Genomic DNA, 12666 nt, shown 5'->3' with positions numbered 1-12666 from the left:
ACCCGCCCCCTTACTTTGGATGCCGAAGGCGCGGATTGGCGACGATCGCCGCTATGTCCGCAATGATGTTCAGCCCGATATAGACAGCGGCGAAGATCAGCCCCACCGCCTGCACCACCGGCACGTCGCGCTTGGTGACGTGGTCGACGAGATATTGCCCCATTCCGGGATAGACGAAGATCACCTCGACCACGACGACGCCGACGATGAGATAGGCGAGGTTGAGCATGACGACATTGATGATCGGCGCAATCGCGTTGGGGAAGGCGTGCTTGCGGATGACGTTGAAGGCCGACAGGCCCTTCAGTTCCGCCGTCTCGACATAGGCCGACTGCATGACGTTGAGGATCGCCGCGCGCGTCATGCGCATCATGTGGGCGAGCACCACCAGCGTCAGCGCCGTCGCCGGCAAGGCGATCGCCTGCATGCGCTCGCCAAACGGCATGCCGTCATAGACGGTCGAGATGCCCGGGAAGATCTGCCATTTCACGGCAAAGAAATAGACGAGCACGTAGCCGATGAAGAATTCGGGGAAGGAGGTCGACGCGAGCGCCAGGCCGGAGATCAGCTTGTCGACCCAGCCATTGCGGTAGCGCACCGCGATCAGGCCCAGGATGATCGCCAGCGGTACCGCGACGATCGCCGCCCAGAAGGCGAGGAACAGCGTGTTCCACAACCGGCCCTTGATCGATGTGGCGATATCCTGCCCGCTCGACATCGCCGTGCCGAGGTCGCCGGTCACCACGCCGCCGAGCCAGCGGAAGTACCTGACATAGGCCGGGTCGTTCAGCCCGAGCTGCTCGCGCAGATTGGCGAGCGACTCCGGCGTCGCCGATTGTCCGAGAATGGCTTGCGCGACGTCGCCGGGCAGGATCTGGGTGCCGGCGAAAATCAGGACCGAAACGGCCAGCAACAGGAGAATGCCCAGCGCGATGCGCTGGGCAACTAGCTTCAGGATGGGTGAAGACATATCCGCAAAGCCGGGCTCAAGCCTGGAGCCAGCACTTCGCCAGGGCGTAACCGTTCATCAATTCCTGATGCGGATCATCGACCCAACCGTCGACCTTGGCGCCGGTCGCGTCGATGAACTGGTTGAACATCGGCAGGATCAGACCACCCTCGTCGCGCACCATGACGGCCATGTCGTGGTACATCGCCTTGCGCTTGGCTTCGTCGAGCTCGGCGCGCGCCGCCAGCACCATCTTGTCGAAATCGGGACGCTTGAAGCGCGTGTCGTTCCAGTCGGCCGTCGACAGATAGGCGGTCGAATACATCTGGTCCTGCGTCGAGCGTCCGCCCCAGTAGGAGGCGCAGAAGGGCTGCTTGTTCCAGACTTCAGACCAGTAGCCGTCGCCGGGCTCGCGCTTGACCTCGAGCGTGATGCCGGCCTTGGCCGCGCTCTGCTGGAAGAGCTGCGCGGCATCGACGGCGCCGGGGAAGGCGACATCCGAGGTGCGGAGCAAGATGGAGCCGTCATGGCCCGACTTCTTGTAGTGGAACTTCGCCTTGTCGGGATCGTATTTGCGCTGCTCGATCTCGGTGAACAGCGGGTAGGCCGCGTTGATCGGGAAGTCGTTGCCGAGCGAGCCGTAACCACGCAGCACCTTGTTCAGCATCTCCTCGCGGTCGATCGCCAGCTTCAGCGCCATGCGCAAATCGTTGTTGTCGAACGGCGCCGTGTTGCAATGCATGATGAACACGTAGTGGCCGGGACCGGCATGGTTGCGGATGGTCACGCCCGGCACCCGCTTGATCAGGTCGACGATCTTCGGCTCGACGCGATTGATCATGTTGACCTGGCCGCCCTGCAGGGCCGCCGTGCGCGCGGTTGCGTCGTTGATGACGATGATCTCGATCCGGTCGGCATGGCCCATCTTGTCGCCCTGCCAGTAGTTGGCGAAGCGTTCGCCGCCATGGCGCACGCCGGGCTCGTTGGTGGTGACCTTGTAGGGGCCAGCCGAGATGCCGGCGTCGGCCTTGTCCTTGCCGCCATTGGGCTGGACGATCAGGTGATAGTCGCTGAGCAGGTAGGGAAGATCGGCATTCGGCTCCTTCAGCGTCAGCACGACTTCCTTGCCGCTGGCCTTGATGGTCGCGATGCCCTTCATGTAGCCGAGCGCGCCGGACTTCGACTTTTCGTCCGAATGGCGCTCGAGCGTGGCGGCCACGTCCTCGGCGGTCACGGTCTTGCCATTGTGGAACTCGACGCCGTCGCGGATCTTCAGCGTCCACACCTTGGCGTCGTCCGAAGAGCCGATCTCCTCGGCGATGCGGTTCTCGAGCTTGCCCTCCGGCGACAGCTCGACGATCATTTCACCCCACATCTTGCCGAAGGCGAACGGCACTTGCGTCATGAACAGGGCCGGGTCGAGGCTGTTGGTGGATTCGCCACCGACCAGGCCGGCCTTGAGCGTGCCGCCCTTGACCGGGCCAGCCGCGCGCGCCGCACTTGAAAGCAGCGAGTTGGCGAAGGGCGCGGTGACGCCGAGCGCCGCCGCCCGACCGAGAAAATCACGACGGCTCAGTTTGCCCGCCGCGACACGCCGGCTAAGGAATTCCAGTTCGTTTGACATGTTGAGTTCCTCACTCTGTTGGTTCGACTCTGCGGCCGATTTTCTTGTTTCTTGTGAGGAGAATAATGACCGCAAGGGAAAGCGGTAAGCAAGACGGAATGCGACATGCCGTGGCGTAAATCGTACGTCGCATTTGGACCAACGAAACCGTGCCTCGATCGAGGCTCAAAGGAGCGCGCGTGGTACCTTTTCCTCGAAATTGCGTTCGAAAACGAGAGTTTCGCCCTCATAGGCTTCGATTCTGGCGCTGACGATGAAGTTTTGCGCGTCCGATCGCATTTCCGCCGATGTCTCCGTGCGCACCGACCATCCATTTCGCGACAGGGTTTGCGTCCAGTGCGTTTTTCCCGAGGCCGACAGCGGATCGTCGGGATGGATCGTCCAGGTCTCGCGGGCAATGCTGCCATTGGCCAGGCCGTGGGCGAGATCGCGCACCTCGCCGAAATCGTCCGTAATGGAAAGCGTGACAATCCCGGTCTTTTCGTCGCGATCGACATGGCGCTCGGAACTGGTGGCGCGGATCGTTTCCGTTGCCCAGGGAGCGGCGCCTTCCGGCTCGGCGAACGTCACTTCGGCGCCTGTCGCCACCGGGCGCAATGGCAGGGACAGCGTCGCGGCCGGCATGGTGAGCTGGACCGGTTCCGGCGATGGCCAGATCATCGGCCAATAGGCGTTCGAAACGGCAATACGCAGGCGGTGGCCGGCTGGCACGCGGTAGGCGCATTGATCGAGCACCACGCGCGCCGACACGGTTTCGCCGGGCACCAGCGCTTCGGGGAATTCGTGCGAGTTGCGGTGTGTCAGGTTGAGCACGCCGTAGGAAATCAGTTCCGAGGCACCGTCCGGGTGCACGTCGCACAGCCGGATCGCGATGTTGGCCTGCGGGCGGTCGGAGGATAGCCGCACCTCGACTTCGGGCGCGCCGACGATATCGATCGCCGCACTGAGTTCCGGCTGGTCGAAACATACCGACAGCGCATCGTCGGGGCGCTGGTCGCCGGGCAGTTCCGGACCGAAGGTGAACGGAAAATACTCGCCACCGGCGAGGCCACAGCTCTGTGGCGAGGCGACGATTGCCGCCTTGCCGCCCTCGGGGATCAGCGCAATCTGTTGTGTCTTGATGTTGGGCGATGGCCACTCCTGTTCCGCCACCCAGCGGCCCGGCCGCTCGGGATGCCAGCGCGCCGGGCGCACGCTGTCCATCACATAGGCGCGGTAGGCCGCGTCGGCCTCGACGCCGGTGTCGATACCCTTCAGCCAGCGGTCCCACCAGCGCAACGCCTCCTGCAGGAAGCCGATGCGCGGGGCCGGTGCCGCGTAGTGTGGATATTTGTGAATCCAGGGGCCAATGATGCCCTTGACCGGGGCTTCGATGTTGGTGGCGAGATGCGAGACGGTGTTGCGGTAGCCGTCGTGCCAGCCGCCGATCGACAGCACCGCCGCGCGGACGGCGGAAAAATCCTCGCAGATCGAGCCGCGTTTCCAGTAGGCGTCGCGGTGCTGATGCTTCAGCCACAGCGGTGCCAGGAAGGGCTGGTTCTCCAGCCTTGTCAGCCACAGGTCGCGCCACCGGTTTTCGCCAGCCAGGAGCGGGTCCGGCGGCCGCGACGAATAGGAGAGCATTGTCGACGCCCAGCCGAAATTCTCGATCAGCAGGCAGCCGCCCTTGTAGTGGATGTCGTCGGCATAGCGGTCGACGGTCGAGCACAGGCTGATCACCGCCTTCAGCGCCGGTGGCTGCTTGGCCGCCACCTGCAGGCAGTTGAAGCCGCCCCAGGAGATGCCCATCATGCCGACATTGCCATTGCACCAGGGCTGGCTAGCCGCCCAGGCGATGACGTCGCAGGCGTCCTGCAATTCCTGCTCGGAATATTCGTCGTCCATCAACCCTTCGGAATCGCCATTGCCGCGCATGTCGACGCGGATCGAGGCATAGCCGTGGCCGGCGAAATAGGGATGCGTCAACTGATCGCGAAAAATGGTGCCGTCGCGCTTGCGGTAGGGCAGGTGCTCGAGGATCGCCGGCACTGGATCATCGTCGGCATCTTCCGGCATCCACACCCGCGCCGACAACCGGCAGCCGTCGGGCATGACGATGGCCATGTCCGGAAATTCGACGACCTTGCGGGGAAATTCGGTGACGGTTTTCATGCCGGGACTCCAGGATCGCCAGATGATGGAGCCGGTGGGGTCGCGTCATGGGCCAGCCAACGAATTCGGCTGGTCAATCCGCGTCAATTCAGCGGTATGTCGTTTTCGGCCTTGCTCGCCTGGTAGGCCTCCGACAATTCGTCATAGCGGGCCGAAATCCTGCCGATGCGCGTTTCGAGACGCTGGCGCTCGGCCTCGGGCAGTGACCGCACCAGCCTGCGGATCGAAAAGCTCTTCCAATACGCATTCTCTGCGTTGTAGCCGCCTGGGTCGAGCGTGAAGACTTCTTTCAGGATCCTGAGATCATGCGGGATGGCGAAGCTGTCGCGCGAATCCTCGTGGCTGAACAAATAGTAGAAATTGTCGAAGCCGGTCCAGGTGATCGCCGACAGGCAGAGAGGGCAGGGTTCGTGCGTGGCTAGGAAAATGGCGTCCGTGGTATCGACGCGCTCGGCCTTCGGCATTTCGTAGAAACGCTTCAGGCAATGCACCTCGCCATGCCAGAGCGGGTTTTCCATCTCGTTGTTGGTCTCGGCCAGCACCAGCGAACGGTCGTCCTTGCGCAGGATCGCCGCGCCGAACAGCTTGTTGCCATGGGCAACGCCTTCTTCCGTCTTCGGCACGATGTCGTGCTCGATGACGTCGAGCAGGCGGTCGATCAGCGAAATGTCGGTCATTATCGGGTCTCCTGCTGCATGTCGCCCAAAAGTGCCCCCGGTTTTGGGGTAACGACATGCACGAAAAACTATGGGAGATGGATCTCGTAGGCATGCGAGAAATGGAATTCTTCGAGATTGGAGCCGTCGCCGCCGCGGTCGACGATCAGGAAATCCTGCGTTTCGCCGATCGGCGTCAGCACGCCATGCCAGAGATTGCGGGAATAGTTGATGCCTTGTCCGGGCGCGGTGATGAAGGCGTGCGGCTTGCCAGGCCCCTCGTCGCCGTCATGGCAGACGACGACCAGGAACGGGCGCGGCGACAGCGGGATGAAGGCCTGGCTGCCAAGGGGGTGGCGCTCGACCATATTCAGTTTCAGCGGCAGTTCGTAAGGTGTGCCGCGCACCATCGAGATCAGCACGCGGGCGTTCGGCCCTGCCGCTTCAGCGGTCGCAAGATCATGGTAGCGCTCGGCCTTGCCGCCATTGATCGGGTAGTGGTTGCCGCCGCCCATGTCGATGACGTCGCCGAATTCGGCAAAGCTCTCGCGGGTCAACGGCCGCGCGACGATGCGGGTCACCGCGCGCGATCTCCGAGGCCCGCCCCGCCAAGTTTGGCGTGCCGGTTGACGTCCTTGTAGAGCAGATAGCGGAATTTTCCCGGGCCGCCGGCATAGCAGGCCTGCGGGCAGAAGGCGCGCAGCCACATATAGTCGCCGGCCTCGACCTCGACCCAGTCCTGGTTGAGGCGATAGACCGCCTTGCCTTCCAGCACATAGAGCCCGTGCTCCATGACGTGGGTCTCGGCAAAGGGAATGACCGCGCCCGGCTCGAGCGTGACGATGGTCATGTGCATGTCGTGGCGCAAATCGGCCGGATCGACGAACCGCGTCGTTGCCCAGTGGCCCTCGGTGCCGGGCATCGGCGACGGCGCGATCTCCTGTTCGTTGGTGAAGAAGGCTTCAGGTGTCTCCAAGCCGTCGACAGCTTCGTAAGCCTTGCGAATCCAGTGGAAGCGGACATCGGCCTTGCTTTCGTTGCGAACCGTCCAGCCGCTTGCCGGTGGCAGGAAGGCAAAGCCGCCGGGCTTCAAACGATGCTTCTTGCCGGCGAGCAGAACCGTCAGTTCGCCCTCGACCACGAACAGGGCGCCCTCGGCGCCTTCATCCGGTTCCGGCCGCTCGCTGCCGCCGCCGGGCGCGACCTCGACGATGTATTGCGAGAAGGTCTCGGCAAAACCGGACAGCGGTCGCGACAATATCCAGACGCGGGTCTTGTCCCAGAACGGCAAGGCGCTGGTGACGATGTCCTGCATCACACCCCTGGGAATGACGGCATAAGCCTCGGTGAAGACGGCGCGGCCGGTCAGCAGCTCGTTCTGGCCGGAATGGCCGCCATGCGGCGCGTAATAGGTTCGGTCGGGCATCCTGATCGTATCCATGGGTTCAAACCTATTGTGGAAGCATGTCCTTGAGGCGGAGCAGGGCTATGCGCTCGACCTGTCTGCAGGCGGTCTCGAATTCGACGCCGCGGCCGTTGCCGATGCGCGTTTCGAACTCCGCCAGGATTTCCTCCTTGGTCTTGCCCTTCACCGCGATGATGAAAGGGAAGCCGAAGGTGGTGACGTAGGCGGCATTGAGCTTGGAGAACAGTTCGCGCTCCTTGTCGGTCAGCGCGTCGAGGCCAGCCGAGGCCTGTTCCCTGGTCGATTCCGCCGTCAGCCGCTTGGCTTTTGCCAGCTTGCCGGCAAGATCGGGATGGGCATTGAGCACGCCGAGCCGCTCAATCTCGCTTGCGGCGCGGAAGATGCGGCAAAGTGCATTGTGCAGGCCGCCCGAGGTGTCGTGCGCCGGGCCCAGCTCCAGCTCATAGGCGCGTTCGGCGATCCATGGCGAATGCTCGAACACGCCGCCGAAGGTGTGAACGAAGGCCTCGAATTCCATCTTCGACGGACGCAGTGCCGCCGGCTGGTAAGGATTGACCTCTTGCCAGTGCCTGGCGATATCGATGCGCCGCGCCAGCCAGACCTTGTCGTGCGACTTCACATAGTCGACGAAGCGTTTCAGCGCCGCCACCCGGCCCGGCCGCCCGACGAGGCGGCAATGCAGGCCGATGTTCATCATGCGCGGCCGGCCGGCCTTGCCCTCGGCATAGAGCGTGTCGAAGCTATCTTTGAGATAGGCGAAGAACTGGTCGCCCGAATTGAACCCTTGCGGCGTGGCGAAGCGCATGTCGTTGGCGTCGAGCGTGTAGGGAATGATGAGCTGTGTGCCGCCCTCGTGCTCGAACCAGTAAGGCAGTTCGTCGTCATAGGTGTCCGACACATAGTCGAAGCCGCCTTCTTCCGCCGCCAGCCGCACCGTGTTGACCGATGTGCGGCCCGTGTACCAGCCGGTCGGGCGTGCGCCCGTCACTTCGTAGTGCAGTCGGATCGCCGCTTCGAGATCGCGGCGCTCGTCCTCGGCGCTGTGGTCGCGATAGTCGATCCACTTCAACCCGTGCGAAGCGATCTCCCAGCCGGCTTCCTGCATCGCCGTGACCTGGTCGGGCGACCGGGCGAGCGCGGTGGCGACGCCGTAGCAGGTGACGGGCACCTTGGCCTCGGTGAACAGGCGATGGAGCCGCCAGAAGCCGGCGCGGGCACCGTACTCGTAGATCGATTCCATGTTCCAATGGCGCTGCCCCACCCAGGGTGCCGCGCCGACGATTTCCGACAGGAAGGCTTCCGACGCCTTGTCGCCATGCAGCACGCAGTTCTCGCCGCCCTCCTCGTAGTTGACGACGAACTGCACGGCGATATGCGCACCACCAGGCCATTTCGGATCCGGCGGATTGGCTCCGTAGCCGCGCATGTCCCGTTCGTAACGCATTGTCACTCCTGCCGGATATTGTGATGAGGATAGTCGAAAGGGTTGCCCGCGCATTCCCCCGAAAATTTTTGAAAGTGTTTTTGTCGCGCTCCGCTCGACCGGGACTTATGCATGGCCTTTAATTGGCGCACAATTCATCACTATGTTCGATTGTATCGGGCCAATTCGTTCATACTGGAAATGGGAGGCGGCCAATGGCAGAAACGTCGAAAGCCGATGGCGGACGTCTGACGACCCACGTCCTCGACACGGCGACCGGCAAGCCGGCGGCGGGGCTGTCGATAGCGCTTTTTCACCTCAATGGCGACGCGCGGACACATCTGAAGACTGTTGTCACCAATGCCGATGGCCGTTGCGACGCGCCGTTGCTGGCGGGCGCGGAATTCCGCACGGGAGAATACGAACTGGTGTTCGCCGCCGGCGACTATCTGCGGCGGCAGGGAACAAGGCTGCCGGAGCCGGCCTTCCTCGACAGCGTGCCGATCCGCTTCGGCATGGCCGAGCCGGTGCACTACCATGTGCCGCTGCTCGTCTCGCCCTACGGCTATTCGACTTACAGGGGGAGTTGAGGCGTGGCCAAGGTCAGTATCCGCAACGAGATACGCTTCATCCTCAATGGCGAGGACGTCACGCTCGCAAAGGTGGCGCCCGATGAGACCTTGCTCGACTGGCTGCGGCTCAACCGGTCGCTGCGCGGCACCAAGGAAGGCTGCGCCGAAGGCGATTGCGGCGCCTGCACTGTCCTGGTCGGCAAGCTTTCGGCCGGCGGGCTGGTCTATGAAAGCGTCAATGCCTGCATCCGCTTCCTCGGCTCGCTGGACGGTACCCATGTCGTGACCGTCGAGCACCTGCGCGGCGAGGCTGGCAAGCTGCATCCGGTACAGCAGGCGATGGTCGATTGCCACGGCTCGCAATGCGGCTTCTGCACGCCGGGCTTTGTCATGTCGCTCTATGGCCTGTGGATGAAATCGCCCGACCCATCGAACGCTGCTATCGAAAAGGCGTTGCAGGGCAATCTCTGCCGTTGCACCGGCTACGAGGCGATCATGCGCGCGGCACATACCATCTCCAGCTATGGCAAAGCGGCGAAGGATCCGTTGGCGGTGGAGCGCAAGGCGATCACGGCAAAGCTCGAGGCGATGCATGACGGCGCGCGGGTCGAGATCGGCGGCGGCAAGGCGCGCCTAGTCGTGCCGGCCAACGTCGACGATTTCGCCGCCGTGCTCGACAAGGAACCCGGCGCCACCATCGTTGCCGGTTCGACCGATGTCGGCCTGTGGGTGACCAAGCACATGCGCGACATCTCGCCGGTGATCTTCATCGGCGATCTCGACGGGCTGTGCACCATCTCCGAAGACAGCGGCGTTATCTCGATCGGCGCCGGCGTTACTTACACCGAAGCCTTCTCGATGCTGGCCAAGCGTGTCCCGGCGCTGGGGCCGCTTTTTGATCGCATCGGCGGCGAACAGGTGCGCAACATGGGCACGATCGGCGGCAACATCGCCAACGGTTCGCCGATCGGCGACACGCCGCCGCCCTTGATCGCGCTCGGCGCGCGGCTGACGCTGCGCAAGGGCAGGAAGCGGCGCACGATACCGCTCGAAACCTTCTTCATTGCCTATGGCAAACAGGACCGGCGGCCAGGCGAATTCGTCGAGGCGGTGCATGTGCCCGTGCCGGCCAAGGCAACGAAATTCGCCGTCTACAAGATCACCAAGCGCCGCGACGAGGACATCACTGCGGCACTCGGCGCTTTCTTCCTGACACTGGCCAAGGACGGCACGGTCACGGATGTGCGCATCGCCTATGGCGGTATGGCGGCGACGCCGAAGCGGGCGTCTTCTGTCGAAAAAGCGCTGCTCGGCAAGCCTTGGACCGAAGAAACGGTCGAGGCGGCGATGGCGGAATACGCCAAGGATTTCACCCCGCTCACCGACATGCGGGCGTCAGCCGAATACCGGGCTCTTGCGGCCAGGAACCTGTTGTTGCGCTTCTTTGTCGAAACCACCGGCACCAGGGCGCCCTTCCAGGTGTCCCGCAACGAGGCGGCATGATGAACAAGCACGCCACATCAAATCTCAAGGCGCAGAAGATCATCGGCGGCGTCGCCACCGATCAGCGGCATGATTCCGCCCACAAGCATGTCAGCGGCACCGCCATCTATATCGACGACATGCCGGAACCGGCCGGCACGCTGCATGGCTGCCTCGGTCTTTCGGCTGCGGCGCACGCCACCATCACCAGCATGGACCTTTCGGCGGTGCGCGCCGCTCCGGGAGTCGTCGACGTGCTGACGGCAAAGGACGTGCCGGGCGAGAATGACATTTCGCCGACCGGCCGCCACGACGAGCCGGTGCTCGCCGACGGCAAGGTCGAGTTCTACGGCCAGCCGATCTTCTGTGTCATCGCTGAAACGCGCGAGCAGGCGCGTCGCGCAACCAGGCTGGCCAAGGTCGAATACAAGGAATTGCCCTTCGTCACCGACATCGGCGCGCTCGATCCGAAAAAGGACAAGCTCGTCACGCCGCCACTCACGCTGAAGCGCGGCGATGCCGCCACAGCGATCCGTCAGGCGCCGCGCCGGCTGAAAGGAAAAATGCGCGTCGGCGGTCAGGAGCATTTCTACCTCGAAGGCCATATCGCGATGGCCGTTCCCGGCGAAGACCAGGACGTCACCATCTATTCCTCGACCCAGCATCCGAGCGAAATCCAGCACATGGTCAGCCATGCGCTCGGCGTGCCGAGCAACGCCATCACGGTGGAAATCCGCCGCATGGGCGGCGGCTTTGGCGGCAAGGAAACGCAAGGCAATCAGTTTGCCGCGCTCGCAGCCATCGCTGCCAAGAAACACCATCGCGCCGTGAAAATCCGGCCCGACCGCGACGACGACATGATCGCCACCGGCAAGCGGCATGATTTCCTCGTCGACTACGAAGTCGGCTTCGACGACGAGGGCAACATTCTGGGTGTCGATTTCATGTTCGCGGCGCGCTGCGGTTTCTCGGCGGATCTGTCAGGCCCGGTCACAGATCGCGCGCTGTTCCATTGCGACAACACCTATTTCTGGCCGGCGGTGCATGCCCAGTCGGCGCCGCTCTACACCAACACCGTGTCGAACACCGCCTTCCGTGGGTTCGGCGGTCCGCAAGGCATGGTCGGCGCCGAACGCGTCATCGACGAGGTCGCCTTTGCCGTCGACAAGGACCCGCTCGAGATCCGCAAGAAGAACTTTTATGGCACCTCGGACCGCAACATCACGCCCTACCACCAGACGGTTGAGGACAACATCATCCAGCGCATCGTCGCCGAACTGGAGGAGAGCGCCAGCTATGCCCGGCGGCGGCGCGAAATATCGGCCTTCAATGCCAACAGCCGCTTCATCAAGCGCGGCCTGGCGCTGACGCCGGTCAAGTTCGGCATCTCGTTCACGGCCACGCACTACAACCAGGCTGGAGCGCTGGTGCATGTATACAACGACGGTTCGGTGCATCTGAACCACGGCGGCACGGAGATGGGGCAGGGCCTCTACGTCAAGGTGGCGCAGGTGGTGGCGGAGGAATTCCAGATCGACCTCGACCAGGTGAAGATCACCGCGACCACCACCGGCAAGGTGCCGAACACCTCGGCCACGGCGGCGTCGTCCGGCACCGACCTCAACGGCATGGCGGCGCAGAACGGCGCTCGCCAGATCAAGGATCGGCTGACCGATTTCGCCGCTGAAAAATACCAGGTGCCGCGCGATCAGGTGCTGTTCCTGCCCAACCGGGTGCGCATCGGCAACCAGGAGATCGCTTTCGCCGACCTCGTCAAGCAGGCCTACATGGCTCGCATCCAGCTTTCGGCGGCGGGCTTCTACAAGACGCCGAAAATCCACTGGAACCGCGACAAGGGCGAAGGCCGCCCCTTCTACTATTTCGCCTATGGCGCCTCGTGCTCGGAAGTCTCGGTCGACACGCTGACCGGCGAGTACATGGTAGAGCGCACCGATATCCTGCACGAGACCGGCCGCTCGCTGAACCGCGCCATCGACCTCGGCCAGGTCGAAGGCGGCTTCATCCAGGGGATGGGCTGGCTGACGACGGAGGAATTGTGGTGGGACGCCAAGGGCCGGCTGCGCACCCATGCGCCGTCGACCTACAAGATCCCGCTCGCCTCCGACCGGCCGAAGATCTTCAACGTCACCTTGGCCGACTGGCCGGAGGCAGGCGAGCCGACGATCCACCGCTCCAAGGCGGTCGGCGAGCCACCGTTCCCGCTCGGCATGTCGGTACTCCATGCGCTGTCGGACGCGGTGGCAAGCGTCGCCGACCACAAGATCTGTCCGCGCCTCGATGCCCCCGCGACACCCGAACGCGTGCTGATGACGATCGAGCGGCTGAAAGACGAGGCCAAGGCCTGAGGCTGGCAAAACGTGCA

10 protein-coding genes are annotated in these 12666 nt (G+C 63.5%); 3 read left to right on the top strand and 7 right to left on the bottom strand.

What is annotated here, in order from left to right:
- Positions 1 to 10: 10 nt before the first annotated feature.
- The 7 genes from OOJ09_RS04960 to puuE all read right to left on the bottom strand — a co-directional run bounded on the left by OOJ09_RS04960 (position 11) and on the right by puuE (position 8250).
- Complete coding sequence (locus OOJ09_RS04960; protein ID WP_269904129.1) at positions 11 to 970, bottom strand: ABC transporter permease; 960 nt, start codon at positions 968 to 970, stop codon at positions 11 to 13.
- A 16-nt stretch (positions 971 to 986) separates the two neighbouring features.
- Positions 987 to 2573: an ABC transporter substrate-binding protein gene (locus OOJ09_RS04955; protein WP_269904128.1), complete on the bottom strand. Its 1587-nt coding sequence runs from the start codon at positions 2571 to 2573 to the stop codon at positions 987 to 989.
- 165 nt (positions 2574 to 2738) lie between these two features.
- Positions 2739 to 4724, bottom strand: a complete 1986-nt coding sequence (locus OOJ09_RS04950; RefSeq protein ID WP_269904127.1) for a CocE/NonD family hydrolase — start codon at positions 4722 to 4724, stop codon at positions 2739 to 2741.
- An 83-nt stretch (positions 4725 to 4807) separates the two neighbouring features.
- A complete protein-coding gene (locus OOJ09_RS04945; protein WP_269904126.1) occupies positions 4808 to 5401 on the bottom strand; it encodes a nucleoside deaminase in 594 nt (197 codons plus the stop codon).
- Between the two features lie 68 nt (positions 5402 to 5469).
- Positions 5470 to 5961, bottom strand: a complete 492-nt coding sequence (locus OOJ09_RS04940; protein WP_269904125.1) for an ureidoglycolate lyase — start codon at positions 5959 to 5961, stop codon at positions 5470 to 5472.
- Positions 5958 to 6821, bottom strand: a complete 864-nt coding sequence (locus OOJ09_RS04935; RefSeq protein WP_269904124.1) for a bifunctional allantoicase/(S)-ureidoglycine aminohydrolase — start codon at positions 6819 to 6821, stop codon at positions 5958 to 5960. Before OOJ09_RS04935 ends, OOJ09_RS04940 begins: the two co-directional genes overlap by 4 nt.
- Before the next feature lie 10 nt (positions 6822 to 6831).
- Positions 6832 to 8250, bottom strand: a complete 1419-nt coding sequence (puuE, locus tag OOJ09_RS04930) for an allantoinase PuuE (RefSeq protein ID WP_269904123.1) — start codon at positions 8248 to 8250, stop codon at positions 6832 to 6834.
- A gap of 194 nt (positions 8251 to 8444) precedes the next feature.
- Between puuE and uraH the strand changes: the two genes are divergently transcribed.
- From uraH to xdhB, 3 genes are read left to right on the top strand one after another with little or no spacing between them, the layout of a single operon-like run.
- Positions 8445 to 8819 (top strand): hydroxyisourate hydrolase, encoded by a 375-nt coding sequence (gene uraH / locus OOJ09_RS04925; RefSeq protein WP_269904122.1) that lies wholly within the window; start codon positions 8445 to 8447, stop codon positions 8817 to 8819.
- A gap of 3 nt (positions 8820 to 8822) precedes the next feature.
- Positions 8823 to 10304: a xanthine dehydrogenase small subunit gene (gene xdhA, locus OOJ09_RS04920; protein ID WP_269904121.1), complete on the top strand. Its 1482-nt coding sequence runs from the start codon at positions 8823 to 8825 to the stop codon at positions 10302 to 10304.
- A complete protein-coding gene (gene xdhB / locus OOJ09_RS04915) occupies positions 10304 to 12649 on the top strand; it encodes a xanthine dehydrogenase molybdopterin binding subunit (protein WP_269904120.1) in 2346 nt (781 codons plus the stop codon). Before xdhA ends, xdhB begins: the two co-directional genes overlap by 1 nt.
- Positions 12650 to 12666 lie beyond the last annotated feature (17 nt).

The sequence above is a fragment of the Mesorhizobium qingshengii genome, from assembly GCF_027563465.1.
In the GTDB taxonomy this organism is placed as follows: Bacteria; Pseudomonadota; Alphaproteobacteria; order Rhizobiales; family Rhizobiaceae; genus Mesorhizobium; species Mesorhizobium qingshengii_A.
The sequence above is the reverse complement of the archived record's forward strand: the minus strand, read 5'-3'. Positions and strand labels throughout refer to the sequence as shown.